This is a genomic window from Xanthobacter sediminis (genome assembly GCF_043195015.1).
Taxonomy (GTDB): domain Bacteria; phylum Pseudomonadota; class Alphaproteobacteria; order Rhizobiales; family Xanthobacteraceae; genus Xanthobacter.
The window spans coordinates 357666-384506 of sequence record NZ_JBAFWH010000002.1 but is presented as its reverse complement, the minus strand read 5'-3'; the positions used below and the strand labels follow the sequence as shown (position 1 = coordinate 384506).

Genomic DNA, 26841 nt, shown 5'->3' with positions numbered 1-26841 from the left:
CGCTCAGCCTTCATAGCCCTGCTTCCATTTCAGGACCCGCTTCTGCGCGAAATACATGGAGCGATCGATGGCGAAGCCGACGAGGCCGATGATGACCATGCAGACCAGGAGCTGGTCGGTCAGCAGCAGGCCCTGGGCGCGGAAGATGAGGAAGCCCAGGCCCTCCAGGCCCGAAAGCCCCTCTGCCACCACCACCAGCGCCCAGGCGAGGCCCGCCGAATAGCGCAGCGAGACCATGATGGACGGCATGGCGGCGGGCAGGATCACCTTGCGCACGAGCTGCCAGCGCGTGAGCGTCAGCACCTTGGCGAGCTCCACATAGTTCCGCTCCACGTTGCGGATGCCCTGCAGGGTGTTCAGAAACACGGGGAAGAACACCGACTTGCCGATGACGAGGATCTTCGCCGGCGCGCCGATGCCCAGCCACAGCACGATCAGCGGCAGCCAGGCGATGCCGGGGATGTGGCGGATGGTGTCGAAGGTGGGGCCGAAGAACTCCTCCACCTTGCGCGAGAGGCCGGCCGCGATGCCCAGCATCACCCCCACCAGCGCGCCATAGAGGAACGCCTGGCCGACGATCTTGATGGAGGCCAGGAAATCGAACGCCAGATGCTGCTTGGTCAGCATCTTCCAGAAGGCCGTGACCACCGTGAGCGGCGCCGGCAGGAACACCGGATCGATCCATCGGTTCGCCGCCGCGGTCTGCCACAGGGCGAGGATCAGGAATGGCAGGATGAAGCCGGTGAGGTTCGGAATCCTGAACCCCCGCCCCGCCTCGCCGGCGACCGGCAGGTCCACCGTTCCCGCCTCCACCGCGGCGGCCTCGATGGTGTCGGACGTATGCGCCATGTCTTCATTTCCGCTGTGTTGGTGCCCGCGCGCCCTGAAAAAGAAGAAGCCGCCGGAGCGCATGGGCTCCGGCGGCGTCCGCTCAGTTGTAGATAGAGTATTGGCCACCGACGAAGAAGCGGCCGTCGATGAAGGCGTCGATCTGCGGCGCCGTCAGCCCGCGCTCGGCGAGGATGTCGTCACCATGGTCCACGTACCAGGCCTGGAAGGTCTTGATGGCGTTGCGGGCGCGGTCGGCATTGGGCTCGCCGGCCATGAACTCCCACTCGCCCGCATGGGTGATCTGGAACTTCGCCACCTCCAGCGGCACGCGGGTCTTGTCGGCGACGATCTGTGCCGCCTCGTCCACATGGTCGAGGGTCCATTCGCGGGTCTTCTCGCGGGCGGCGAGGAAGGCCTTCACCACCTCAGGATACTTGTTCACGAAATCGCGGCGGGCAAAGTAGGTGACGCGGCCGGCGTTGTTCACGTAGACGCCATCATCGGGCGAGTGGCCGATAACCTTCAGCTTGCCGGAAAGCCACGCGCCGGTGAAGGCGCCCGCCGCAAGGTGAGCGGTGGTGGCATCGGTGGCGCCGGACAGCACCGAGGAGATGGCGACCGCCGAATTGTCGATGGAGGTGTAGCGGATGCGGCCCTCCTTCTCACGCGAATCGAAGGGCAGCCCCGCCTTCTGCGTGATCTCGAACGGCGATGACCAGTAGCAGGAGATGCGGCTCGACCCGAACTTCTTGCCGTCGAGATCCGCAACCGAATTGATCTTGTCGTTGTCGGCGCGGGCGAGGATGGGCGCGCGATAGCGGTTCGAGGGCTCGGACACCCAGATCACCACACCATCGAGCCCGTTCGCCCGGTGCACGGTGGCCGGGTAGATCATGCGCTGGGCGATGGCGATCGCCCCGCCGCCCACCGCCGCGGCCTCGGCACCCAGGAGCTCGCCGGCACCGGAAGCGATGAGGTTCACCTGCTTGGTGCCGATCTTGTCGAACGCGTCTTTGAAGAAGCCCTTCTCCTGCGCCACCACCGTCCAGGGCGAAAGCTGGAGGTTGATGGAGGGCAGCACGGCCTCCTCCGCGCGGGCGGCGCCCGTCGATGCGGCGGACAGGGTCAAAGCCAGCGCCAGCAGGCCGGCGGATACGGAACGATGGGACATGGGTTCCTCGCGAATGGGACAGGCTTTTGGGAGGAGTGGTGAAACGGCGTTTGCCGCTTGCTATTTTGATATTATCGACCTTTTTTATATACAATTGCAAGAGCCACGGCTCCATAACCCAACGGAAGCTGGTGACCAGACCCGCGTCGCCAATCCACCCGGTCATTTTCGGTATTGAAATGCCATTTTCCCGCAAGCACTTGGTCCGACTGACAGCAGCCTTCTCGCTCATCGCGGCGCTGGGCTGCGCGGCCCTCCTCCTCCTCGCGCCGGAACAGCCGCGCGCAGCGGGGCGCGACTTCGCCGGCCAGCCCCTGCGCGTCGGCGTCCCCTGGCTGCCCCCGCCGGATGCGCCCGATTCGCGCCTCTACCTGGAGGAGGGCTTCGAGCTGGACTTCGCCGGCGAGATCGCGGCAGCGCTGGGCGCCGAACTGCGCCTGGCGCGGGTTCAGCCGGAGGACGCGGACCGCGCTCTCTCCGCGGGCGAGGTGGACCTCGTGGTGTCGCGCGCGGGCACCGGCGATCCCATGCGGGGGAAGGCGCGCATCATCACCACCGGCTTCACCTCCGGCCTCAGCCTCGCCATGCGCTCGGACAGGCCGCTCGATTCCTGGAGCGCGCTGGCGGGCCGGACCGTCTGCGCCGTGGAGGCGAACGCCCGCGCCCGCGCCCTCGTGGAGCGGCTGGGGGCGACCGTGAAGGTGCTGCGCGCACCCGCGCCGGCCCTGATTCTCATGCGCACGGGCGATTGCGACGCGGCCATCCTCGACCAGACTCTGCTGGACCCCCTGCTCAAGATGCGGTCGTGGCAGAAATTCTCCGCGACCTTGCCGCCGCAGGAGCCGACCACGCTGGTGGTCGCCGTGCCGCCCGGCGACGCCGGGCTCGCGCAGGCCGTCGCGGCCGCGCTCTCGCCCCTCGACACGCGGGAACGCTGGCGCGGGCGCGAGGAGCGGTGGGCCGCCACGGTGTCGTTCGAGGTCTATCGCGACCAGGTGGCGGCGGATTGCCATTGAGCACGCGCCGCCGCACCGCCGGGACGGTGCTGCTCTGCTGTCTGCTGGCCGGCGTCACCCTCGCCGGGCCGCTCCGCGACATGGGGGAGATCTCGCCGCCGGACCTGCGCGGCGCCTACTCCGGACCGCCGCAGACATGGCCGGCGCCCTGGCTCGACGCCGACGTCGCGTTCGTGGAGCTCGGCGCGCCACCTCCCCCGCCGCCGACCGGGCCGGAGGCCGCCCTCGGCGCCGGCCTGTTCGGCGATCCGCGCCTCTCGGCCGACGGGACGGTGGCATGCGCGAGCTGCCATGATCCCGCCCACGGCTTCAGCGTACCGGAGAAGGTGGGAACGGGCATCGGCGGTGCCCAGGGGCGGCGCAATCCGCCCGCTTTGTTCTCCATCGCCCGGCGGGCGCATCTCGATTGGGATGGCGGCGGCGGCGCGCTGGCGGCGCGTGTGCTCACGCCCCTCGCCCACCCGCGCGAAATGGGCCCTTCAGACCCCCAGGCGCTCGTCGCGCGCCTCGCTGCGGCGGGCTATGCGGCGCGCTTCTCGGCCGTGTTCGGCGCGCAGGGCCTGTCGGAAGGTACGCTGGCGCGCGCCCTCGTTTCCTACCTGGAAACCATCGACCCGGAAACCCGCCTCGACCGCTTCGCGCGCGGTGTGCAGATGGCCCTCTCGGATACCGAGCTGCTCGGCCTGCACCTGTTCCGCACCAAGGCACGGTGTGCCAACTGCCACTTCGGCCCCCTCCTCACGGATGAGGGCTTCCACAACCTGCGCTTCTCCTTCTACGGCGAGCCGGCGCAGGATCTTGGCCGGTATGGCATAACGGGTGCGGCGGAGGAGGCCGGGCGCTTTCGCACCGCGAGCCTGCGGCATGTGGCCAGCAGCGCGCCCTATATGCACAACGGCCTCATCCCCACCCTCGAAGGCGTCGTCAATTTCTACGATCGCGGCGGCGGGGAGGTCTGGGCGCGCAACGCTGCAGAAGCTGCCCGCCCCCTGTACCGGGACGCCGCTCGCCTTTCACCGCATATCCGCCCGCTCCACCTCACGCCGCAGGAAAAAGAGGCTCTGGCGGCCTTCCTGAGGGCGCTCTGAAGACACGCAGCAGAGCATGCGAAAAAAAGCCGGGCCCCGCTGAACGCGAGGCCCGGCCCAGGTGCCGCAGGGACCGGGGGCCGGAAAGGCGGCGCTAGCCTTCAGGCGAGACCGGCGGAGAAGGCATCGAGGGGCTCCCCCTCGATGGCGGTGGAGGGTCGGCCGTCCACACCCACCGGAACATCGCCCCTGAGGGTGATGCGGTAGAGCTGGCGGTCGAAATCGAGGCTGTAGATGTCGCGCGGGGCGAGGTGGGCGGTGGTTCTGTTGTCCCAGAAGGCGATGGAGCCCGGCTGCCAGCGGAAGCGCACGGTGAACTCCGGCCGGGTGACGTGCTCGAACAGCAGTTCCAGGATCTGCTGGCTCTCGCGCGGGGAAAGGCCGGTGATGCGCTTCAGGAAGGACGGGCTGACGAACAGCACGCGCTCGCCGGTCTCGGGGATGACGCGCACCAGCGGGTGCTCGCTGACGAGCGGGCGGCGCTGGTTCCTGTCCCTGAAATCCTCGGTGGCGCCGAGCCCCTCGGGCGGCGAGAAGGCATGGATGCCGCGCAGGCCGTCCACGAAGCCGCGCAGGGCGGGCGAAAGCGCCTCATAGGCCACCACAAGGTTGGTCCAGAAGGTGTCACCGCCATAGGGCGGGATCTCGACCCCGCGCAGGATGGAGGCGGCCGGCGGGTTCACCGCGGCGGTCACGTCCGTGTGCCAGCCGGTCCAGGGGCGGATGAGCGGCTCGCCGGTGAAGCGCGTGGCGAAGCGATCGCGGGCGATGGAATAGATCTGCGGATAGCCCTCCACGAAGCCGAACACCGGATGGCCGACCGTAGGCGCGCCGAACGTGCTCGCGAGCGCCACATGCTGCGCATGGGTCAGAGGCTGGTCGCGGAAGAACACCACTTTCCATTTCGAAAGCGCGGCGCGGATCTCGCCCACCGCTTCCGCGGCCAGGGGGCGGGAGAGATCCACGCCCTCGATTTCGGCACCGATGTGGCCGGTGAGCGGGTGCACGGAAATGTGCCGCGGCTCCGGCACCTCTGGAGGCGCAGCGGTGGCAAGGGCGGTCGCGGTGCTCATGGCCTCTCCTGTCGTGGCACGGGGTGGCGGCGCCGGCGGCGCACGCCCGTCCTTTATTTAATTCAAAACATCGATTTTATAGAAAAGCAATTGACGAAATGAGCCGACGGCCTATCGTCCGCTCCGAGCCGCCGCGATCCGGCCTGCGCCGCCGAGGCCTGCCACGGCCCGGCCCGCGCCTTGAACGATCGAAGGAGAAATCCATGGCCATCGCGCAATCGAGCGCTGCGCCCGCCCGTCCGGGCCGCCAGCTGGTCCTCAACCTGTTCATCTATCCGGGCGGACACCACGAAGCCGGCTGGCGCTATCCGGGCTCAACGCCGGAACGGCTGCTCGACATCGGCTTCTACCAGGACCTCGCCCGCTCGGCCGAGGCCGCCAAGCTCGATGCCGTCTTCTTCGCGGATGGCCCGGCGCAGGTGGACGACATCCGCTACGCTTCGCGCTTCCGGCTGGAACCCCTCACCTGGCTTTCCGCCATCGCGGCGGCCACCAGCCGCATCGGCCTCATCGGCACCGCCTCCACCACCTATTACGAGCCCTACAACCTCGCCCGGCTCTATGCCTCGCTCGACCATATCTCCGGCGGGCGCGCGGGCTGGAACATCGTCACCACCGCGGTGCCGCAGGCCTCCGCCAACTTCGGCCTCTCCGAGCCCCCGAGCCACGCTGAGCGCTACGCCCGCGCCGCTGAGTTCGTGGATGTGGTGACCAAGCTGTGGGACAGCTGGGAGGACGAGGCCCTGGTGGCGGATGCCGCCTCCGGCCTGTTCGCGGACGATGCCCGCATCCACCCCATCGAGCACGTGGGCCGCCATTTCCGGGTGAAGGGCGCGCTCAATTTGCCGCGCGGCCCGCAGGGGCGGCCGGTCTACGTGCAGGCCGGCTCCTCGGACGACGGCCGCTCCTTCGCCGCGCGCTATGCCGAGGCCATCTTCACCGCCCACCAGACCCTCGAGAGCGCCCAGCGCTTCTATGCGGACATCAAGCGGCAGGCGGCGGGGCTCGGGCGAAACCCGGACCATGTGAAGATCCTGCCCGGCATCAGCCCCTATATCGGCGCCACCGAGGCCGAGGCGAAGCGGCTCCAGGAGGAGCTGAACGACCTCATCCAGCCCGCCTATTCCCTCGCCCAGCTCCAGCAGATCACCGGCGTGGACTTCACCGGCCATCCGCTCTCCGCCGAGGTGCCGCCGGACGCCTTCGCGGATGCCGCGCCGGCCAAGCAGGTGGCGAGCCGCTTCCAGCTCGTGGTCGGCATCGTGGAGCGCGAGCGGCCGACCCTGCGCCAGCTCATCGACCGGCTGGCGGGCGCGCGCGGGCACTATGTGTTCGCCGGCACGCCGGATCGGATCGCGGACGAGATCCAGCTCTGGTTCGAGAACGGCGCCGCAGACGGCTTCAACGTGATGCCGCCCTGGTTCCGCGGCGGCTTCGACCTGTTCGCCTCGGAGGTGGTGCCGCTGCTGCGCAGGCGGGGCCTGTTCCGCCACGACTACACCGGCCGCACCCTGCGCGAGCACTACGGCCTGCCGCGTCCCGCCAGCGCCTACGCCGCGCAGGCCCGCGCCACCGCCTGAGGCGGCCCGCATCCCCAGAAAAGGAACGCAAGAACCATGACGATCGCCACCCCCCTCCGCGCGGCCGCCCACCCGGTGGAGCCGCTCTTTCTCGACCGCTGGTCGCCCCGCGCTTTCACCGGCGAGGAGATCCCGCAGCAGGTGCTTGATTCGCTGTTCGAGGCGGCGCGCTGGGCGCCCTCCAGCTACAATTCCCAGCCCTGGCGCTTCCTTTACGCCAAGCGCGGCACCCCGCAGTTCGAGACCTTCCTGGCGCTGCTGAACCCCTACAACCAGCAATGGGCGAAGAACGCGTCAGCGCTCATCATCGCCCTGTCGGCGCTCACCTTCGTGCGTCCGGGGACGAGCGAGGTCATCGCCGCCCGCACCCATTCCTTCGATACCGGCGCGGCCTGGGCGCACCTCGCGCTTCAGGCGGCGAAGCTCGGCTGGCACGCCCACGGCATCGGCGGCTTCGACATCGAGAAGACCCGCGCCGACCTCAAGGTGCCCGACGGATACGAGGTGGAGATCGCCATCGCCGTGGGGCGGCGCGGCGACAAGTCCCTCCTGCCCGAGAGCTTCCACAAGGGCGAGGCGCCCAACGGCCGACGCCCGGCTTCCGAGACCGCCTTCGAGGGCGCCTTCCCGGCCGGCTGAGCCCCCTCTCACGGCACGGGGCGAGGTGCGCATGCCGCCACGCCCCGCGCCGGCACCGCTCGCACAGCCGATCGCCACCGCGGTGGCACGCACAATATAGTTTACTTATTTAATCGATTTAATTTATTTTATCCGTCGAAGCGCCCCGCGCTTCCGGATTTCCGCCCGGTCTCCCCCCAACGACGGACCCATCGCCTTGCCCCTCCTCGCCCGCTCCCCCCGTTCCCGGCCTGTCCTCTCGCGGCCGTTCCTGTCGCGCGTCGTCGCCGCCGCACTCTCGGGCCTTGCCCTCCTGTCCCTTTCCGCCACCGCGCAGGCGCAGGCTCCCGCGGCCGAAAAGCCGCTGAAGGTGGGCGTCTCCGCCGGCCCCTACGGCGACATCCTGCGCGAGGCCGCGCGGCTTTCCGAGAAGGAGGGCGTGAAGGCCGAGATCATTGAGTTCACCGACTGGAACCAGCCGAACGCGGCGCTGGAGGCGGGCGATATCGACCTCAACAATTTCCAGCACAAATTCTACCTCGCCAATCAGGTGAAGGCGCGCGGCTATCACCTGGTGGCGCTCGAACCCTCCATCCTGGTGCCGGCGGGCATCCATTCGAAGAAGTATGCCAAGGCCTCCGAGATCCCCGACGGGGCCAAGATCGCCATTCCCAACGACCCCACTAATGCGGCGCGCGCGCTGCTGCTGTTCGAGAAGGCCGGCCTCATCAAGCTGAAGCCCGGCGCGGGCCTTTCCGCCAGCGTGCTCGATGTGGCGGAGAACCCGAAGAAGCTCCAGATCGTGGAGCTGGACGCGGCCCAGCTGCCGCGCTCGCTGGATGATGTCGCCGCCGCTTTCGTCTCCTCCAACTACGCCTATCTCGCCGGCCTCGACCTCAACAAAGCGCTGGTGGCAGAGACCTCGGACGCCGAGGCCAAGCCCTACTTCACCCTCGTCTTCGCCGCCCGCGACGACCGCAAGGATGATCCGCGCATCCGCAAGTTCATCGAGGTCTACCGCTCGCAGCCGGTGAAGGACTTCATCGCCACCAAGTTCAACGGAACCATCCTGCCCACCTGGTGAGCAGAGCTGCGGCGAAGCGGGAGCATGCCATGACCAACGTGACCGTCCTCAATATCCCCGATGCCGGCAACCGGCAGGCCCCCGCCTTCGACTGGGCCGCCGCCGCCGGGCAGGTGGCGGTGGACCTCGCCAAGGACGCAGCCGCGCGCGACCGCGCCGGCGCCACGCCCCGGCGCGAGCTGGAATTGCTGCGCGCATCGGGGCTCCTGTCGCTCCTCAGCCCCCGCGAGCATGGGGGCGCAGGCGGCAGCTTCACCGACGCTCTGGGCGCGGTCCGCCTGATCGCGCGGGCGGATGCCTCCATCAGCCAGCTTCTGGCTTACCACTACCTGCACCTCACCAACGCCGTCTGGCGGGCCGGCGCGAAACAGGGCGAAGCGCTTTCGCGCGCCTCGGTGGCGGGCAAATGGTTCTGGGGCGGCGCCTCCAACCCGCGTGATCCGGAATCGACCCTGGTCGCGGACGAGGACGGCTACCGCCTCAACGGCGCGAAGACCTTCGCCTCCAACGCCTCCCTCGCGGACCGCATCACCCTGCGCGCGCAGCTCGGCGACGGCTTCGCGGTGCTGGTGGTGCCGGGAGACCGGGAGGGCGTGAGCCACGGCGACGACTGGGATGCCATCGGCCAGCGGCTCTCGGAGAGCGGCACCGTGCGCTTCTCGAACGTGCGGGTGGAGAAGAACGAGATCCTGGGCGATCCCGCCGCCCCGCCGCCGGCGCGCACCAGCCTCGTCGTGCCGTTCCACCAGTTGCTCATCGTGAACATCTACCTGGGCACGGCCCAGGGGGCGCTGGCGGAAGCGAGCCGCTACATCCGCGAGGTCTCCCGGCCCTGGCAGGCCTCCGGCGTCGCGCGGGCGAGCGAGGACCCCTACATCCTCGAGCACTATGGCGACCTGGACGTGGAGGTCCGCGCCTCCGTCGCCCTCGGCGACGTGGCGGCCCAGGAGCTGGAGAAAGCCCTCGCACGCGGCGACGCCATCACCCCCGCGGAGCGCAACCTGGCCGCCGCCGCCATCTACGCCGCGAAGGTGCACGCCACCCGCACCGGCCTGGAGGTGACCTCCAGGATCTTCGAGCTGATGGGCGCCCGCGCCACCGCCAGCCGCCATGCCTATGACCGCTTCTGGCGGAACATCCGCACCCACACCCTGCACGACCCGGTGACGTACAAGTCCCGCGAGGTGGGCAATTACGCGCTCAACGGCCAGCTCACCGCTTTGCCGCTCTACAGCTGAGCCGCCGGCGCTCCAACGGAGGACGAGACCATGGGCGCCCCCAGGCAGCTCCGCTTCAACGCCTTCAACATGGCCGCGCCCGGCCACACCTGGGCCGGCCTGTGGGCCCATCCGCGCGACAAGGCGGCGAACTACAACAAGCTCGATTACTGGATCGAGCTTGCCCGCACCGCCGAGCGCGGCCTGTTCGACGGCGTCTTCATCGCCGACGTGCTGGGCATCTACGATGTCTACGGCGGCAGCCCGGAAGTGGCCCTGCGCTCGGCGGCGCAGGCGCCGCAGATCGACCCGGCGCTGGTGGTGCCCACCATGGCCCACGCCACGCGGCACATCGGCTTCGGCGTGACGGCGAACCTCACCTACGAGCACCCCTACCAGTTCGCCCGGCGCTTCGCGACGCTGGACCACCTGACCGGCGGGCGCGTGGGCTGGAACATCGTCACCGGCTACCTGGACAGCGGCGCCAAGGGCATGGGCCAAAACGCCAATCGCGCCCATGACGCCCGCTATGACGCCGCCGAGGATTTCCTTTCCGCCGTCTACAAGCTCTGGGAAGGCAGCTGGGAGGACGGCGCGGTGCGGCGCGACCGGGCGGCCCGCGTCTTCACCGATCCCTCCAGGGTGCACCGGGTGCACCATGACGGGCCCTATTACCAGGTGGACGGCATCCAGCTCGCCGAGCCCTCGCCCCAGCGCACGCCGGTGCTCTACCAGGCGGGCACCTCGGAGCGCGGGCGGCTGTTCGCGGCCCGGCATTCGGAAGCCATCTTCCTGAACGGGCAGACGAAACCCATCCTCTCCGATACGGTGAGGGCGGTACGCGCGGCGGCCCGCGGGTTCGGCCGCGACCCGCACGATATCCGCATGTTCGTGGGCGCCACCGTCATCGTCGCGCGCACCCGCGCGGAGGCCGAGGACAAGCTCGCGGAATATGCCGGCTATATCGACACCGCCGGCCAGCTCGCTTTGCTCTCCGGCTGGACCGGGGTCGATCTCTCGAAGGTCGATCCCGACGATGCCATCGCCTTCGTGAAGAGCAACGCCATCCAGTCCACGCTGGAGAACCTCACCCTGCGCAGCGAGGTGCCGCTCAAGGTGCGCGATCTCGCCACCCTTTCGGCCACCGGCGCGCGCGCGCCGTTCGTGGTGGGCACGCCCTCGGAAGTGGCGGACGCGCTCATCTCCTGGGCGGAGGAGACCGATGTGGACGGCTTCAACCTCAACCGGGTGGTCTCCCACGAGACCCTGGCCGATTTCGTGGACCTCGTGGTACCGGAGCTCCAGGCGCGCGGCGTCTACCGCACCGCCTATGGTGAGGGCACCCTGCGCGAGAAGCTGTTCCCCGGCCGCGGGCCGCGCCTTCACCACACCCATCCGGGCGCGTCCTTCCGCCACTTGGAGGCGCCGCAGCCGGAGCGGGCGGCCGCGCGGGCGTGAGCGGGCGCCTGGGAAAAGACGCTTGCCGGTGCTAAGTATTCTGAATGCGACCGCGGGGGCTCACTGGCGATGTCGGGATTTCAGGTGAACTGGCACGGCTACAAGTTCGATCTTGAATGGGGCCAAGTGGCCACCGAGACCGAAAACGAGCTGCGCATCATGCAGGCCGATGGCGGCGCCTGGATCATTCGCGACGACCCGAACAAGGGCGTGAGCGTCCTGTTCCAGGCTGCCCCCCTGGACCCGCTGATGGATGGCACGGCCGCCCCCTGGGTGCCGCGCCGCCGCCCCCCGGCGGACGCGCCGGACGGCTCCCAGTCCTGAGACGGGCGCCCCTCGAGGCCGTTGATTTTATCAACCTGTTGATATAGCTGGTGAGCAGAGACTCCCCCGCAGGAGAGACCTGTTCCATGTGCCCGCCAGATTCCTCGGGCGTGTCTGTCCGCCGCGAAGCCTCCCCGGAGGCCGAGCGATTCGAGGTGGCGAACCGCCTGTTCCTTCGCCTCTACCAGTGCTCCAACCTCCTGCATAAGAACGGCACCCGCCAGATGGGCGACTTCGGCGCCACCACCCAGCAATGGGCGGTGCTGGGCGCGCTGGCGCGGCCATTGGTGGCCGCCAAGGGCATGAGCGTGAAGGACCTCATCGAGTTTCTGCTGCTCAGCCGGCAGAATCTCACCGCCGTGCTCGACCGCCTGGAAGCACGGGCCTGGGTGGAGCGCGTGAAGGACCCGGAGGACGGCCGCAGCCGCCTTATCCGCCTCACAGAGGAAGGCGACCGCAGCTGGCAGGCCATGCGCGGGCCCATTGAGACCTTCTACAACCACGCCCTTTCCCCCCTCAGCGAAGCCGAGCAGGTGCTGCTGGTGCAGTTGCTCGACCGCCTGAAGGGCGGGCTCAACGCCGGCTGAGCACGCGTAACGCCAAGCGGCAGGCCCCGGCCGCCTGCCCTCCTGGCTGGACGCGATGACGACCGGCACGCGCCGCCGGGACCGACGGATCGGCACGCCCATCTCTTCAGACGAGCACACGGTGGTGCCCTCCGCCGCGAGGGGGCCTCCCCTTGCGCCCTCCGGCTCGCCGGAACCGCAGGCTGCCGCGCGCTGAGCCTGCGGCGCCGACGCCTTGCGCGGCTGCTCCATATAGGGTACCACCCTATCCCATGGCACATACCCAAGACCCCAAGCAGAAAGCAGCCCTGCTGATGCGCGTGAAGCGCATCGCCGGGCAGATCGAGGCCATCGAGCGCGCCCTCTCAGGGGGGATGGAATGCGCCGACGTGCTGCATCAGGTGGCCGGGGTGCGCGGCGCCGTGAACGGCCTGATGGATGAGATCTTCGAGGCCCACCTCAACGAGCACGTGGCCCGGCCCGGCCTCTCCGACGAGGAGCGCGCGCGGGGGGCGGACGAGCTCTCCACGGTGCTCCGCCGCTACGCCAGATAGTCCGCCGCCGTCCGGATGAAGGAACCCGCCATGTCCCATACCCATGCCGCCCACAGCCACGTGTTCCTCGGCGCGCGCCATGAGGAGAACACGCGGCGAACCGTGTGGGTGGTGGTCCTCACCGCCGTGATGATGGTGGGCGAGATCATCGCCGGCACCCTCACCGGCTCCATGGCGCTGCTGGCGGACGGCTTCCACATGGCGACCCACGCCGGTGCCCTCGGCGTGGCCGCCATCGCCTATGTCTATGCGCGCCGCCACGCCGGCGACCCGCGCTTCTCCTTCGGCACCGGCAAGGTGGGCGACCTCGCCGGCTTCGCCTCGGCGCTGGTGCTGGGGCTGGTGGCGCTGGGCATCGCCGTGGAATCCCTGGCGCGGCTGCTGGAACCGGTGGAGGTGGCGTTCGGGGACGCCATCGCGGTGGCGGTGCTCGGCCTCGGCGTCAATATCGTGAGCGCGCTGCTGCTGAGCGGCGGCCACGGCCATCATCACCACGGCCAAGATCACGGCCACGGCGGGCACCATCACGATGGGGCGCACGCCCACGGCCATCACCACGAGGCGGACAACAATTTGCGCTCGGCCTATTTCCACGTGCTCGCCGATGCGCTCACCTCGGTGCTGGCCATCGCGGCGCTGATGGCGGGCCGCTACCTGGGCTGGGCCTGGTGCGATCCGCTCATGGGCATCGTGGGCGGCATCGTCATCGGCCGCTGGTCGTGGACCCTCATGCGCGACACCGCCACGGTGCTGCTCGACGCCACCGACGCCCATGTGGCCGAGGAGGTGCGCGAGGCGGTGGAAGGCCCCGGCGATGCCGTGATCCAGGACCTCCACGTGTGGCGGATCGGCCCGCAGGCGCGCGCCGCCATCGTCAGCGTGCGCGGAACCGGCCTCGACCCGGAAACGATCCGCGCGCGCCTCGTCCCGGTGGACGAGGTGGCGCATCTCACGGTGGAGTGCCGCTGAAGCGCTCCCGCCCCACAGGGCCGTCACTTCCGCAAGGGCGCCGCGCCGGGATGCGCGCGGCGCCTTTTTCACATCACAATCGCGACTATCATCTTTATCCACATTCAGCTTGACGCGTTCGTTAAACAGAACAATACTCGCGTCAATCCAGCTGCCAAAGCATCCGGGCCGATCATGTCGATGTGTCGCTTCTTCCTGTGATCCGGCTGCCAGCCGCAAGCGAGGCCATGACGCTGCAAAGCCGTCGCCTCCAGCGCGCGCCGGCGGACTTTCCTTCCAGCCCTGTGGCCGCGCGTGATGTCGACACCACCTTCCCCGAACATCCGCTCTGACGAACGCGCCCAGGGTTCCACCACGGAGCCTCCCGTGAACGCCCGCCTTTCCCAAGATCCCGAGCCGCAGGCCGCCACGGCCGCGCCGGTCATCCTGTTCGACAAGGTCGAGAAGACCTATGCCGCCCGGCGCGGGCACCAGCCCGTGACCGCCCTTTCCGAGATCTCCCTTTCCGTTCCGGAAGGCGCCATTGTCGGCGTCATCGGCCGCTCGGGCGCGGGCAAGTCCACCCTCATCCGCCTCGTGAACGGGCTGGAGACCCCCTCCGCCGGCCGCGTGGTGGTGGACGGGGTGGACATCGGTGCCCTTTCCGAGAAGGCACTGCGCGCCCAGCGCCGCTCCATCGGCATGATCTTCCAGCACTTCAACCTGCTGGCCCGCCGCACCGCCTATGACAACGTGGCGCTGCCGCTGGAGATTTCCGGCCTGCCCGCGCGCGAGATCAAGGCGCGGGTGGAGCCGCTGCTGGAGCTGGTGGGCCTCGCCGACAAGCGCGACCGCTACCCCGCCGAGCTTTCCGGCGGCCAGAAGCAGCGCGTCGGCATCGCCCGCGCCCTCGCCACGCGGCCGCGCGTGCTGCTCTCCGACGAGGCGACCTCCGCCCTCGACCCGGAGACCACGAACCAGATCCTCGCTCTGCTGCGCAAGGTGAATGCCGAGCTGAAGCTCACCGTGCTCCTCATCACCCACGAGATGGCGGTCATCAAGGCGGTGGCGGACCAGGTGGCGGTGATCGACGGCGGTCGCATCGTCGAGGAAGGCTCCACCTACGACGTGTTTGCCCAGCCGCGGCACCCCACCACCCGCGCCTTCCTGTCCGCCCTCACCGGCGCCAGCCTGCCGCCCTATGTGGCGGACCGGCTGAAGACCGAGCCTGGACCGGGCCGCGACGCGCTGGTGCGGATCGTCTTCACCGGCGGCCATGCCACCGATCCCGTGCTCTCGCGCGTGGCGCGGCTGCTGTCGGTGGACATCAACATCATCCAGGCGCAGGTGGACGAGATCGCCGGCAAGCCGTTCGGCGTCATCGTCATCTCCGTGCCCGGGGACGAGGCCACCATTTCCGCCGTCACCAATGCCGTGGAGCGGCTGAATCTCAGCTCCGAGGTGCTCGGCTATGTTTGACCTGACCTTCGGCCTCGTCTCCCCCGCCATGGCGGACCTCATCGTCGAGGCCACCAAGCAGACCCTCTACATGGTGCTCGTCTCCGGCGTGCTGGGCACCGCCGTCGGCCTGCCGCTGGGCGTGTTCCTGGCCACCAGCCGCCCCGGAGAGCTGTTCGCCGCGCCGTGGCTCAACTCGGCCCTCGGCCTCGTGGTGAACGCCGCGCGCTCGACGCCCTTCATCATCCTGGTGGTGGCCATCATCCCCTTCACGCGGCTGGTGGCGGGCACCACCATCGGCACCAATGCGGCCATCGTGCCGCTCACGGTGGCGGCGGCACCCTTCATCGCCCGGCTCATCGAGGCCTCCATCCGCGAGGTGGACCAGGGCCTGGTGGAGGCCGCCCGCGCCATGGGGGCGAGCCCGCTGCAGATCGTCGCCAAGGTGCTGCTGCCGGAGGCGCTGCCCTCCATCAGCCTTGCGCTCACCCTCGCCGTGGTCTCCCTGCTCGGCTACTCGGCCATGGTGGGCGCGGTGGGAGGCGGCGGCCTGGGAGACCTGGGCATCCGCTTCGGCTACCAGCGCTTCATGCCGGAGGTGATGGCCATCGTGGTGGTCGTTCTCATCGTGCTGGTGCAGGGCGTGCAGACGCTGGGCGACAGCCTCGCCCGCCGGCTCGACAAGCGCCACCGCGGCTGACGCCCCCGAGACATCCCCCGGCGGCCCGCTGGCCGCCCGTTCGTTCCGATGGAGAGACATCCATGAAGCTCACCGCATTCGCCCTCGCCACGGCGTTCGGGCTCGCCGGCCTCTCGGCCGCGGGCGCCGAGACCATCAAGGTCGCGGCCACCCCCGGCCCCCATGCGCAGATCCTGGAGGCGGTGAAGCCCGTCGCCGCCAAGAAAGGGCTCGACATCCAGGTGATCGAGTTCTCCGACTACGTGGTGCCCAACGCCGCCCTCGCGTCCGGCGAGATCCAGGCCAACTCCTTCCAGCACAAGCCCTATCTCGACGCCCAGATCGCCGATCGCGGCTACAAGATCACGCCCGTGGGCTACACGGTGAACTTCCCCATCGGCGTCTATTCCAAGAAGTACAAGAGCTTCGAGGAGATCCCCGCGGGCGCCACCATCGCCATTCCCAATGATCCCACCAATGGCGGGCGCGTGCTGCTGCTGCTCTCCGACAAGGGCCTCATCAAGGTCGACCCCAAGGCCGGCGTGAAGGCCTCGGTGGCGGATATCCTGGAGAACCCGAAGAAGTTCAAGTTCGTGGAGATCGACGCCGCCCAGCTTCCGCGCTCGCTGCCGGACGTGGACGCCGCCGGCATCAACACCAACTATGCCAAGGAAGCCGGCCTCGACCCGGTGAAGGACCCCATCCTGCGCGAGGACCCCAAGGGCCCCTACGTGAACGTCATCGCCGTGCGCACCGAGGACAAGGACAAGCCCTGGGTGAAGACCCTGGTGGAAAGCTACCAGTCGCCGGAAGTGAAGGCGTTCATCGTCGACACCTACAAGGGCGCCGTGCTGCCGAGCTGGTGAGCCTCAGCCGGGGCGCCGTGCGACAATGAACAGCCGCGGGAAGGCGAGGAGCACCTTGCCATCCCGCTGCTCCGGATAGGGTGCCACGAGGCGCTGGCGGTATTCTTCCAGAAACTGGGCCTTCTCGTCGCCCACCAGCGGGTCGATGAAGGGCCGAAGGCCGGTGCCCTTCACCCACTCCACGATGGCAGCCGGGCCGTCGAGCGGGTGGTTGTAGATGGTGTGCCACACGTCCACCCGCGCCGCCGCGTCGATCATGAGGTCGTAATAGGCGGCGGGCGGCGGGAGGGTGGTGCGCGCCGCGATGGCGTTGCGCAGCTTCCCTGCCCAGGGACCCATCATGGCCGTCTCGCGCATGGCGACGTGGGAGGGCTCGTCGAGATTGTCGGGCATCTGCACCGCCAACACCCCGCCGGGCGCGAGCAGCGAGAGCAGGCGCGGGAAAACCATCTCGTGGTCCGGCACCCATTGCAGCACCGCATTGGCGAAGATGAGGTCGGCCGGGCGCGGCAGGGTGAAGGTGGCGGCGTCTCCCGCCTCGAATCGCGCCGCCGGCAGGCGCTCGCGGGCCGCTTCCAGCATGTCGGGGGACGTGTCGATGCCCAGGATCTGCGCATCGGGAAAGCGGGCGGCGAGGAGTTCCGTGGAGTTGCCCGGCCCGCAGCCGAGGTCCACCACGAAAGCCGCCCGCGCAAGCGGAACCTGCGCCAGGAGATCGCGCGCCGGCCGAGTGCGCTCATCCTCGAACTTCAGATACTGGCGAACGTTCCATTCGGCCATGTGGGTCTCCTCGCAGGGTCGAAACGCCACATTAGCACCCGCCGCACGGGAACGCGCCTCCGCTCACTATCGCAGTGACGTGAGCGGGACTATGGTTCATCCTCGCTTCTGACCGCGGAGTCTCGCCCCGATGCTTCGAGCCGCGCTCGCCACCCTCCTTCTCCTCGCCGCCCTTCCCTTGCACGCCGAGGGCCTGCGCACGGAATCGACCGCGCTCGTCGTCACCCCCCTCCAGGAGGCGAGCTGGGTGCCCGCGGACGACGGAAAGCTCCATGTGGAATACGACCTGCTGGTCGTGAACACCTTCCCGGTTTCGGTCACGGTGAACGCCATCGAGGTCCTCGACTCCTCCGGCCGCGAACTGGGCCGCTTCGCCCAGCCGGCGCTGGCCGAATCCACCAGCTACATCCTGGACCGGAGCAAGCTGCGCACCCTTCCCGCCAACAGCGCCGCGATCATCGAGATCGACCTCGCGCTCGAAGGCGGCCCGGTGCCGGAACGTCTCGGCCACCGCATCCTCGTCTCCGCCCCCGAAGCCGACGGCGCCCTGCGCGCCCTTCTGACGGGCGAGCCGATGAACGGGCCCGAGGTGAAGGTGCGGACCAATCGCCCCCTCTCCATCCTCCCGCCGGTGCGCGGCGAGGGCTGGGTGGCCTTCAACGGATGCTGCGCACCCAACGTGCACCGCAGCGCCCGCTACGCCGCCGGCACCCGCATCGCCGCCTCGGAAACCTACGCCATCGATTTCATACGGCTGGAGAAGGACCTGCCCTTCTCCGGCAACGGCAGCGAGAACACGGACTATCCCTCGTTCGGCAACGCCGTGCTGGCGGTGGCGGAGGGCGAGGTGGTGGCCGCGGTCGACGGGATCGCCGACGCCATGCCGCACCGGCCGACCCGCAGCCTGCACGCGCCGGTCGACCTCGGCGGCAATTTCGTGCTGCAGCGCATCGCACCCGATGTCTATGCCTTCTACGGCCACCTCAAGCAGGGCAGCGTGGAGGCGAAGCCGGGCACGGTGCTCAAAGCCGGCGAGAAGCTGGGGGCGATCGGCTCTTCCGGCAACTCGGCCGCGCCGCACCTGCAATTCGGCCTGGTTGACCGGCCCGACTTTCTCACCGGCAATGCGGTGCCCTTCGTCTTTCCTGCCTACACCCTCACCGGGCGCATTTCCAAGGTGAGCGAGGAGGGCCTCGACATCGAGAAAACCTCCGAGGCGGTGCGATCGGCCTATCCGCTGGAGGGCAGCATCGCCACCTACGAATAGGCGACGGCCGCCACGCCATTGCCAAGCGTCACGCGCCGGGGTAGAGACGGCCTCACATCAAGAGTTGGGGCGACGCCCAACACCAACCTGCCGATCCGGGCAAGGTGGTACTCTCCCTATTAGGGAGAGGATGTGGCCGAGCCGGCAAGCCAACGGATCAAGCCACCCAGCGTCAGTCCCCGCAGCCGAGGACGACGCCGTGCCCATCAAGATCCCCGATCTCCTGCCCGCCCGCCGCACCCTTGAGGCCGAGGGCGTAATGGTGATGAGCGAAGGCGATGCGGTGCGGCAGGACATCCGCCCCCTGCGCATCGCGCTGCTCAACCTGATGCCGGACAAGATCACCTCAGAGGTGCAGATCGCCCGCCTCCTGGGCGCGACCCCGCTGCAGGTGGAGCTGACGCTGGTGCGCATTACCGACCACGTCTCGCGCAACACGCCTGAAGACCACATGTCCGCCTTCTACCGCCCCTGGGCCGAGGTGCGCGACGCACGCTTCGACGGACTGGTGGTGACCGGCGCGCCGGTGGAGCATTTGCCGTTCTCCGAGGTCTCCTACTGGGACGAGCTCGCCAGCGTGTTCGACTGGACGCAGACCCACGTGCACCGCACCTTCAACATCTGCTGGGCGGCGCTGGCCGCCGTGCACCACTTCCACGGCATGGAGAAGCACGTGCTGCCGCGCAAGGCGTTCGGCCTTTACAGGCACCGCATGCTCCAGCCGGCCTCCCCCTATCTGCGCGGCTTCCCGGACAGCTTCCGCGTCCCCGTCTCGCGCTGGGCCGAGGCGCGAGCGGAAGACATTCCCGCCGGCCACGGCCTCAGCGTGCTGGCCGAAAGCCCGGAGGCGGGCCTGTGCCTGCTGGACGATCCCCGCCACCGCGCCCTGCACATGTTCAACCATCTGGAATACGACGCCGGCACGCTCGCCGCCGAATACGCCCGCGACGCCGCCAAGGACCCGGGCACGCCGCTGCCCGCCCACTATTTCACCAATGATGACACCGCCATCCCCCCGGAAAACCGATGGCGCGGCCATGCCCATCTCCTGTTCGCCAACTGGATCAATGAGATGTACCAGACCACGCCGTTCGAAATGGAGCGCATCGGCGGCCGGGCGTGAACCTCCGTCAGCGCCGGGATCTCACCCTGCGCCAAGGTACTATTTTACAGACGAAATGGAAAATAGGGGTAAGAGGTATACATTGACAAGCCTGGAAAGCCAACCTAGAGTTTTTACGGTAAATGTGTACGAAGATATGATGAAGTCGTTTTGATTTCCAACGAAGTTGGAGCATGCGCGGCAGGACTTCAATTTGCCATGGCTGAAAGAAACGTTTTGGAAGAGGTGCCGCTACAGCGCGCCGGGGAAGCCTCTCAATATTGGGTATGGCAGCTTAATAAGAACTGTGAGTTCACCTTTTCATCCTCAGCCAGCAAGAGCATCCTTGGCTTGAGCCCCTCCGAAGTTTTGGGGCGCACGTATTTTTCCGTGCTTCCAAACGCCGGCTCAATGGACTTCGAGAATGCCCTCTTCACCGCAATCACCGAGGGGCGCTCTCTCGAAAATCTCGCCCACCGCACACGCCACACCGATGGAACACCACGCGTGCTCGAAGTCTCGGGCGCGCCCGTGCGCCGCGATGACGGCGCCCCCGACGGCTTCTTCGGCGTGACAACGGACATTACGGCGGAGACTATCGAGGAAAAGAACCTGCTCGATCCCAAGACGCTCTATTCCGAGGCGCCAGTGGCCCTGTGCGTCGTCAACCGCCAAGGACAATACACGCGGGTCAACGGCCAGTTCGCGCGCACCGCCGGCCTGCCGCCCGAAGACATCATCGGCCTGCCGGTCGCCGACCTCTCGCCCGAGGCCGCCCGCACCTTCGAAAGCAACATCCGCATTTTTGACCTGGGCGGCGAGAGCGCCGAGCAGGAGCTGAAATGGCGCGGGCGCTCGTTTCGCATGTCGGTGGAGCCGGTGCGCAGCGTCGAGGGCGACGTGGTCGGCGGCTCCATCGCGCTCGTGGACATCACCGACTACGATAACGCCATCCGCGGCCTCACCACCGCCAACCGGCGCTTCCAGCTCCTGGCCGAGCGCGATTACCTGACCGGCCTGTTCAACCGCCGGCAGTTCGAGAAGATCTTCCGCATGGAGCTCGCCGCGGCGCGGCGCGAGCGCTCCCCCCTCTCCCTGCTCATCGTGGACGTGGACCAGTTCAAGCGCTTCAACGACCACTACGGCCATGCCGCCGGAGACCGCAGCCTGCGGGAGGTCGCCAAGGCGCTCGCCAGCGCCTGCTCCCGCCCGCGGGATTCGGTGTGCCGCTACGGCGGGGAGGAATTCGTGGTGGTGCTGCCCGGCACCAACCACACGGGCGCCGGCGTGGTGGCCGAACGCGTGCGGCGCGCCGTCCTTGACCTGCAACTGCCTCACGAGATGAGCGATTTCGGCCAGATCAGCGTCAGCATCGGCGGCTCGACACTCACGCAGATGCCGAAGGACGGCGACATCCTGGGCTTCCGCCAAGCCCTGCTCATGGCGGCCGATGCCGCCCTTTACGAGGCGAAGCAGGGCGGCCGCAACACCGTGCGCATCGCCGAGCCACCCCTCGGCGCGGACTGAGCGCCCCGGCAGCCCGCTTCCGTTGAATATCAAGGGCCCGGCGACATGCGGTCGCCGGGCCCTTTTTTTCTCAGCGCGAGAACTTCTTGTACTGGATGCGCTTCGGAATGGTGGAATCGATCCCCAGCCGGCGCTTCTTGTCTTCCTCGTAGTCTGCGAAGTTGCCCTCGAACCACTCCACGTGGCTGTCGCCCTCGAAGGCCAGCATGTGGGTGGCGACACGGTCCAGGAAGAAGCGATCATGGGAGATGATGACGGCGCAGCCGGCATAATCCTCCAGCGCCTCTTCCAGCGCGCGCAGGGTGTCCATGTCGAGGTCGTTGGTGGGCTCGTCGAGCAGCAGCACGTTGCCGCCACGCTGCAGCACCTTGGCAAGGTGCACGCGGTTGCGCTCGCCACCGGAGAGCATGCCCACCTTCTTCTGCTGGTCTCCGCCCTTGAAGTTGAAGGCGGCGCAATAGGCGCGCGAGGGGATCTCCTTCTTGCCGACGTAGATCACCTCATTGCCGTCGGAGACCTCTTCCCAAACGGTCTTCTTGTCGTCGAGGGCGTCGCGGCTCTGGTCCACATAGCCGAGCTTCACCGAATCGCCGATCGAGATGGAGCCGCCGTCCGGCTGCTCCTGGCCCGTGATCATCCGGAACAGGGTGGTCTTGCCCGCGCCGTTGGGACCGATGACGCCGACGATGCCACCGGGCGGCAGCTTGAAGGACAGATCGTCGATCAACAGCTTGTCGCCGAAGGCCTTGTTGAGGTGGTCGAAGGCGATGACATTCTGCCCCAGCCGCTCGGCCACAGGAATGACGATCTGAGTCGCCGAAGGCTGCCGCTCGGAGGCCTTCTGCACCAGTTCCTCATAGCGCTGGATGCGGGCCTTGTTCTTGGCCTGGCGCGCCTTGGGCGAGGCGCCGATCCATTCCTGCTCGCGGGCCAGCGCGCGCTGGCGGGCTTCGTCCTCGCGGCCCTCCTGCTGCAGGCGCTTCTGCTTCTGGCCGAGCCAGGAGGAATAGTTGCCCTCATAGGGAATGCCCCGGCCGCGATCGAGCTCCAGGATCCAGCCCGTCACGTTGTCGAGGAAGTAGCGATCGTGGGTGACGATGAGGATGGCGCCGGGATAGGTGCGCAGATGGCCTTCCAGCCAGTTCACCGTCTCGGCATCGAGATGGTTGGTGGGCTCGTCCAGCAGCAGCACCTCAGGCTGCTCCAGCAGCAGGCGGCAGAGCGCGATGCGGCGCCGCTCGCCGCCGGAGAGCTTGGTGACCTCCCAGTCGTCGGGCGGGCAGCCGAGCGCGGTCATCGCCTGCTCCACCTTGGAGTCGAGATCCCAAAGGCCCTGGGCCTCGATCTCGTCCTGGAGCCGGGTCATCTCGTCCGCGGTCTCTTCCGAATAGTTCATGGCGAGTTCGTTGTAGCGGTCGAGGATGGCCTTCTGCTTGGCCACGCCGTCCATCACGTTCTCACGCACGGTCTTTTCCGGATCGAGCTGGGGCTCCTGGGGCAGGTAGCCGACGCGCACGCCCTCGGCGGGCTTGGCCTCGCCGGAAAAATCCTTGTCCGTGCCGGCCATGATGCGCAGCAAAGTGGACTTACCGGCGCCGTTGACGCCGAGCACGCCGATCTTGGCATCGGGGTAGAAGGAGAGGTGCACATTATCCAGGACCTTCTTACCGCCCGGATAGGTCTTGGTGAGACCGTGCATGTGATATGCGTATTGGTAGGAGGCCATAAGCCGCCGGCTCCATTGGGGTTCGCGGAAGTTGGGGCCGTTCTAGCGGCGCGGCCGGGATGCGGCAAGCAGCGCCTTCGGCGGCGTGGCCCGGCACGGCCGAAGCCGGCAGCAGAAGCCGCCGCGCGCCGCACCCACACCGTCGCAGCGAACCACTTTTTCCCTGCAAATATAATGGCATACGAAGCTTCGCCGGATACGCAATCCACAGCCGGGTGCGCACTTGGCACGAAGATTCTTGCATTCGCCGCCGGCTCCTGCCATATGAACGCACCGCTGGCGCTGACCACAGCGCGGCGAGATGGATGCGGGTGTAGCTCAGGGGTAGAGCACAACCTTGCCAAGGTTGGGGTCGAGGGTTCGAATCCCTTCGCCCGCTCCAGTTCCTCTCAAGACAATAAGAACGTATCCGACTCCAGGCTCACCCTTAATGCGTTTGGGACCGGAGGTCATGGCCGCTGGCACCTCAGTGCCGATGCGCCCCAAGTCCGCCGGAATGTTGGGGGAGGATGCGCGCATGAAACAGCTCCTCAACGTCTTCGGTGGTTTCGCCGGCCTCGCTGTGGCGGCCCTGGCGGGCTTCGCCTTGTTCACCCTGGTGGGCGGGCTCCTCATCGTCGCAGGGGTGGTCGTGTCGGCCCTGCTGCTGGGCGGGGGCGTCTATGCCCTCGTCAGCGGGCGACGCGGGTTCACGGTGCGCCGCGGCAGCTTCGAAGGCGTGCGCATCTTCGACCTGCGCACCGGCCGCCCGGTTGATGCCTCCTTCGAAAACGAGATGATCGACGTCACCCCGCCCAAGGCGCCGAAGGACCGCTGAGGCCTCCACCGTCGAAGACGGCAGCCGCGCCCATCGGTGTGCCGCGGCTGCTAATGTCCCTCCAAGGCCGAATCAAGACCTGCGGAGGAGACGTTCGCGATGAACGAGGGGATCGCCTATGCCCACCTGATCCTGATCTGCCTCGGGCTCGCCTTCCTCACGGTCGTCATTCACATGTCCGGACTGTTTGTGCTGCGGCACTGGATCCGGCGCCTGCTGCGCAGCGGCAGCTTCAGCCACCACGTGATGCGCGAGACGTTCGTGGTGAGTGCCCTCGTGATCGGCCTCTGCGTCGTGCACCTCACGGAGATACTCGCATGGGCGTGGGGCTACCTGGGCATCGGCGCCCTCGCGTCGTTCAATGACGCGCTCTATTTTTCCCTTGCTACCTACACCACGGTGGGACCGGACGGCGTCTCCATCCCCCGCGTCTTTCGCGGCATCGCGGGTTTCGAATCGCTGCTGGGCCCGATGATGGTGGCGTGGTCCACCGCGTTCATGGTGGAATATGTGACGCGCGTCATCACCCCCGATCCCCAAGGGGAGGCGGACCGGCGCGCCAGGCCGCGCAATCCCTCCTGAAGACGGGGGCCTTCCTCACGGCCAGGCGGATCACTCCCGCAGCCAAATTGCGCCGGGGCGCCAGACGTGCCACAGGGTAAGGTGACAGGGCACATGCGGGGCGGGGCGGCGCGCTGTGGTCGCGGCTTTCGCCTGCGCCGGCATGCGGAAAGGCAGATGCCGGATGGCGCGTCTTCGAGGCGTTTCTTCCCGATGATCTATTCCAGGCTCAATAACTTCCTCTTCCTGAAGACCCGCAAGACCGCGGGCACCAGTGTCGAGCTGGCACTGCGCGCCGTCTGCGGCCCGCGCGACATCATTACCCCCGTGGATGAGCAGGGCCCCTCCGACGTCACCGAGCAGAACTACCTGATGCGGCGCCCCGACTGGCGGCTAAAGCACCGCGTCCGCTGGATCCTGGGCCTGCGCGCGCCCCGCTTCAGCCCCTACATCCCCATCCCCGACCACATCCACGCTGCGGAGGCGCGGCGGCTGGTGGGGCCCAAGGCCTTCGATGCGGCCTACCGCTTTTCGATCGAGCGCAACCCGTGGGACCGGCAGGTCTCCAACTACTTCTGGCAGACCCGCGCCCTTCCGGCCGAGCGCAAGCCCTCCTTCGCCGCATGGTTGCACGCCGACGGTCCAGGGCTGAAGATCGACAACTGGCAAATCTACGCCATGGACGGCCGCGTGGTCGTGCACAAGGTGCTGCGCTACGAGCACCTTGCAGGGGATCTCATCGCACTCGCGCACGAGCGGGGCTTGAAGCTGCCCGAACTGCCCCACGCCAAGGGCAACCTGCGGCCGGACGGCAGCTACCGCGACTATTACACCCCCGAGACGCGGGATCTCGTGGCCTCCTGGTATCGCAACGAGATCGAGGCCTTCGGCTACGATTTCTGAGAACGCCCGGCAGCACCGACATGGATGTATAAAGAAAAAAGCCGGCGGGATGCCCCGCCGGCTTTTTTGCGTCACCTGTGGCCCGGCCTCAGATGGAGGTCGGGTAGTTGGGGCTCTCGCGGGTGATGAGCACGTCATGCACGTGGCTCTCGCGCAAGCCGGCCGAGGAGATGCGCACGAAGCGCGCCTTCTCGCGGAACTCCTGCAGGTTGCGCCCGCCCACATAGCCCATGGCGGCACGCAGGCCACCGGCGAGCTGGTGCAGAACCGCCCCCACCGGGCCCTTGTAGGCCACCTGGCCCTCGATGCCCTCAGGCACCAGCTTCAGTGTGTCGCGCACCTCGGCCTGGAAGTAGCGATCGGCCGAGCCGCGCGCCATGGCGCCCACAGAGCCCATGCCGCGATAGGCCTTGTAGGAGCGACCCTGGTACAGGAAAACCTCGCCGGGGCTCTCCTCGGTGCCGGCGAGCAGCGAGCCCACCATGGCGGCCGAGGCGCCCGCCGCCAGCGCCTTGGCGAGGTCGCCGGAATATTTGATGCCGCCGTCGGCCACCACCGGGGTGCCGGTGGCATAGGCGGCCTCCACGGCGTCCATCACCGCGGTGAGCTGGGGCACGCCCACGCCTGCCACGATGCGGGTGGTGCAGATGGAGCCGGGCCCGATGCCCACCTTCACCGCATCGGCGCCGGCGTCGATGAGGGCCCTCGCCCCCTCGGCGGTGGCGATGTTGCCGGCCAGGATCTGGGTGCGGTTGGAAAGGCGCTTGATGCGCTCCACCTGGTCCAGCACCTTCCGGGAGTGGCCGTGGGCGGTGTCCACCACCACCAGGTCCACGCCCGCGTCGATGAGGCGCTCGGTGCGCTCGAAGCCGTCGGGGCCCACCGTGGTGGCGGCGGCGACACGCAGGCGGCCCTGCTCGTCCTTGGCGGCGCTGGGATAGGCCACCGCCTTCTCGATGTCCTTCACGGTGATGAGGCCGACGCAGCGATAGCCGGCATCCACCACCAGCAGCTTCTCGATGCGGTTCTGGTGCAGGAGGCGCTTGGCGTCGTCCTGGGTCACCTCACCCTCGCGCACCGTGATGAGGTTCTCGCGGGTCATCAGCTCGGAGACGGGCTGGTCCGGATTATGGGCGAAGCGCACGTCGCGGTTGGTGAGCACGCCCACGAGGCGGCCCGGCATGCTGTCGGCCGCGCGCTCCACCACCGGAATGCCGGAGATGCCATAGCGCTTCATGAGCGCCAGCGCGTCGGAGAGGGTTTCGTCGGGATGGATGGTGACCGGGTTCACCACCATGCCCGATTCGTACTTCTTCACGATCTTGACCTGCTCGGCCTGCAGCTCGGGCGTGAGGTTCCGGTGGATCACGCCGATGCCGCCGGCCTGGGCCATGGCGATGGCGAGGCGCGCCTCGGTCACCGTGTCCATGGCGGCGGAGATGATGGGCAGGTTGAGGGTGATGGACTTGGTGAGCTTGGTCACCGTGTCCACCTCACCGGGCATCACCTCCGAGGCGCCGGGGGTGAGCAGCACGTCGTCGAAGGTCAGCGCTTCGCGAAACGGGCCGGAGAGGGGGGCAGGCGAGAGGGGCGCAGTCATGGCCAACTCCTGTTGGCGACGCCCGGA

26 protein-coding genes, 1 tRNA gene and 1 riboswitch are annotated in these 26841 nt (G+C 68.2%); of the genes, 21 read left to right on the top strand and 6 right to left on the bottom strand.

The genetic code is table 11. The features are described from left to right. Positions 1-3: 3 nt before the first annotated feature. Together V5F61_RS03710 and V5F61_RS03705 are read right to left on the bottom strand one after the other, a co-directional pair. Complete coding sequence (locus V5F61_RS03710; protein ID WP_393987411.1) at positions 4-849, bottom strand: ABC transporter permease; 846 nt, start codon at positions 847-849, stop codon at positions 4-6. Between the two features lie 82 nt (positions 850-931). Continuing rightward, positions 932-2002 carry an ABC transporter substrate-binding protein gene (locus tag V5F61_RS03705; protein ID WP_393987410.1) on the bottom strand — a complete coding sequence of 357 codons (1071 nt, stop codon included), beginning with the start codon at positions 2000-2002 and terminating at the stop codon, positions 932-934. Between the two features lie 179 nt (positions 2003-2181). Between V5F61_RS03705 and V5F61_RS03700 the strand changes: the two genes are divergently transcribed. Further along, complete coding sequence (locus V5F61_RS03700; protein ID WP_393987409.1) at positions 2182-3018, top strand: transporter substrate-binding domain-containing protein; 837 nt, start codon at positions 2182-2184, stop codon at positions 3016-3018. Continuing rightward, complete coding sequence (locus V5F61_RS03695; RefSeq protein WP_393987408.1) at positions 3015-4106, top strand: cytochrome-c peroxidase; 1092 nt, start codon at positions 3015-3017, stop codon at positions 4104-4106. Before V5F61_RS03700 ends, V5F61_RS03695 begins: the two co-directional genes overlap by 4 nt. Positions 4107-4207: 101 nt before the next feature. Here V5F61_RS03695 and V5F61_RS03690 read toward each other — a convergent pair whose 3' ends face one another. Next, entirely contained in the window at positions 4208-5179 is a 972-nt protein-coding gene (locus V5F61_RS03690) for a TauD/TfdA dioxygenase family protein (protein ID WP_393987407.1), read from the bottom strand. 203 nt (positions 5180-5382) lie between these two features. On the opposite strand from V5F61_RS03690, the gene V5F61_RS03685 reads away from it, so the two are divergent. The 12 genes from V5F61_RS03685 (at position 5383) to V5F61_RS03630 (ending at position 16531) form a co-directional block, all read left to right on the top strand. Continuing rightward, positions 5383-6759 (top strand): LLM class flavin-dependent oxidoreductase, encoded by a 1377-nt coding sequence (locus tag V5F61_RS03685; protein WP_393987406.1) that lies wholly within the window; start codon positions 5383-5385, stop codon positions 6757-6759. Positions 6760-6795: 36 nt separating this feature from the next. Continuing rightward, complete coding sequence (locus V5F61_RS03680; protein ID WP_393987405.1) at positions 6796-7398, top strand: nitroreductase family protein; 603 nt, start codon at positions 6796-6798, stop codon at positions 7396-7398. A gap of 196 nt (positions 7399-7594) precedes the next feature. Beyond that, a complete protein-coding gene (locus tag V5F61_RS03675) occupies positions 7595-8461 on the top strand; it encodes a MetQ/NlpA family ABC transporter substrate-binding protein (RefSeq protein WP_393987404.1) in 867 nt (288 codons plus the stop codon). Between the two features lie 29 nt (positions 8462-8490). Beyond that, the gene (locus V5F61_RS03670) at positions 8491-9699 is read left to right on the top strand and encodes an acyl-CoA dehydrogenase family protein (RefSeq protein WP_393987403.1); all 1209 of its coding nucleotides are present in this window, start codon (positions 8491-8493) and stop codon (positions 9697-9699) included. A 30-nt stretch (positions 9700-9729) separates the two neighbouring features. Then, a complete protein-coding gene (locus V5F61_RS03665; protein ID WP_393987402.1) occupies positions 9730-11136 on the top strand; it encodes an LLM class flavin-dependent oxidoreductase in 1407 nt (468 codons plus the stop codon). A gap of 69 nt (positions 11137-11205) precedes the next feature. After that, complete coding sequence (locus V5F61_RS03660; protein ID WP_393987401.1) at positions 11206-11460, top strand: hypothetical protein; 255 nt, start codon at positions 11206-11208, stop codon at positions 11458-11460. 86 nt (positions 11461-11546) lie between these two features. Then, positions 11547-12047 (top strand): MarR family winged helix-turn-helix transcriptional regulator, encoded by a 501-nt coding sequence (locus V5F61_RS03655; protein WP_394104003.1) that lies wholly within the window; start codon positions 11547-11549, stop codon positions 12045-12047. A gap of 251 nt (positions 12048-12298) precedes the next feature. Further along, positions 12299-12580: a metal/formaldehyde-sensitive transcriptional repressor gene (locus V5F61_RS03650; protein ID WP_393987399.1), complete on the top strand. Its 282-nt coding sequence runs from the start codon at positions 12299-12301 to the stop codon at positions 12578-12580. A gap of 30 nt (positions 12581-12610) precedes the next feature. Next, the gene (gene dmeF, locus V5F61_RS03645) at positions 12611-13549 is read left to right on the top strand and encodes a CDF family Co(II)/Ni(II) efflux transporter DmeF (RefSeq protein WP_393987398.1); all 939 of its coding nucleotides are present in this window, start codon (positions 12611-12613) and stop codon (positions 13547-13549) included. A 297-nt stretch (positions 13550-13846) separates the two neighbouring features. Next, positions 13847-15007: a methionine ABC transporter ATP-binding protein gene (locus V5F61_RS03640; protein ID WP_393987397.1), complete on the top strand. Its 1161-nt coding sequence runs from the start codon at positions 13847-13849 to the stop codon at positions 15005-15007. Further along, positions 15000-15686, top strand: a complete 687-nt coding sequence (locus V5F61_RS03635; protein WP_393987396.1) for a methionine ABC transporter permease — start codon at positions 15000-15002, stop codon at positions 15684-15686. The genes V5F61_RS03640 and V5F61_RS03635 overlap by 8 nt, the downstream gene beginning before the upstream one ends. Positions 15687-15748: 62 nt before the next feature. Beyond that, a complete protein-coding gene (locus V5F61_RS03630; RefSeq protein WP_393987395.1) occupies positions 15749-16531 on the top strand; it encodes a MetQ/NlpA family ABC transporter substrate-binding protein in 783 nt (260 codons plus the stop codon). Between the two features lie 3 nt (positions 16532-16534). On the opposite strand, the gene tam is transcribed toward V5F61_RS03630, so the two are convergent. Continuing rightward, complete coding sequence (tam, locus tag V5F61_RS03625; RefSeq protein WP_393987394.1) at positions 16535-17311, bottom strand: trans-aconitate 2-methyltransferase; 777 nt, start codon at positions 17309-17311, stop codon at positions 16535-16537. 130 nt (positions 17312-17441) lie between these two features. Between tam and V5F61_RS03620 the strand changes: the two genes are divergently transcribed. The 3 genes from V5F61_RS03620 (at position 17442) to V5F61_RS03610 (ending at position 21207) form a co-directional block, all read left to right on the top strand. Then, positions 17442-18578 carry a M23 family metallopeptidase gene (locus tag V5F61_RS03620; RefSeq protein ID WP_393987393.1) on the top strand — a complete coding sequence of 379 codons (1137 nt, stop codon included), beginning with the start codon at positions 17442-17444 and terminating at the stop codon, positions 18576-18578. A gap of 49 nt (positions 18579-18627) precedes the next feature. Continuing rightward, positions 18628-18740: riboswitch (SAM-I-IV-variant riboswitch) on the top strand. A 37-nt stretch (positions 18741-18777) separates the two neighbouring features. Then, complete coding sequence (locus V5F61_RS03615) at positions 18778-19701, top strand: homoserine O-succinyltransferase (RefSeq protein ID WP_393987392.1); 924 nt, start codon at positions 18778-18780, stop codon at positions 19699-19701. Between the two features lie 198 nt (positions 19702-19899). After that, positions 19900-21207 (top strand): sensor domain-containing diguanylate cyclase, encoded by a 1308-nt coding sequence (locus tag V5F61_RS03610; RefSeq protein ID WP_393987391.1) that lies wholly within the window; start codon positions 19900-19902, stop codon positions 21205-21207. Between the two features lie 70 nt (positions 21208-21277). On the opposite strand, the gene ettA is transcribed toward V5F61_RS03610, so the two are convergent. Next, entirely contained in the window at positions 21278-22933 is a 1656-nt protein-coding gene (gene ettA / locus V5F61_RS03605; RefSeq protein ID WP_393987390.1) for an energy-dependent translational throttle protein EttA, read from the bottom strand. 307 nt (positions 22934-23240) lie between these two features. Here ettA and V5F61_RS03600 point away from each other — a divergent pair. The 4 genes from V5F61_RS03600 (at position 23241) to V5F61_RS03585 (ending at position 25214) form a co-directional block, all read left to right on the top strand. Then, positions 23241-23315, top strand: a tRNA-Gly gene (locus V5F61_RS03600). Positions 23316-23450: 135 nt separating this feature from the next. Beyond that, on the top strand, positions 23451-23750 hold the full coding sequence (locus V5F61_RS03595) for a hypothetical protein (RefSeq protein ID WP_393987389.1): 300 nt from the start codon (positions 23451-23453) through the stop codon (positions 23748-23750). Between the two features lie 99 nt (positions 23751-23849). Further along, positions 23850-24332, top strand: a complete 483-nt coding sequence (locus tag V5F61_RS03590; protein ID WP_393987388.1) for an ion channel — start codon at positions 23850-23852, stop codon at positions 24330-24332. Between the two features lie 192 nt (positions 24333-24524). Beyond that, positions 24525-25214: a hypothetical protein gene (locus V5F61_RS03585; RefSeq protein ID WP_393987387.1), complete on the top strand. Its 690-nt coding sequence runs from the start codon at positions 24525-24527 to the stop codon at positions 25212-25214. A gap of 88 nt (positions 25215-25302) precedes the next feature. Here the strand turns inward: V5F61_RS03585 and guaB are convergent, their stop codons facing one another. Then, complete coding sequence (guaB, locus tag V5F61_RS03580; RefSeq protein ID WP_393987386.1) at positions 25303-26814, bottom strand: IMP dehydrogenase; 1512 nt, start codon at positions 26812-26814, stop codon at positions 25303-25305. Between the last annotated feature and the right edge of the window lie 27 nt (positions 26815-26841).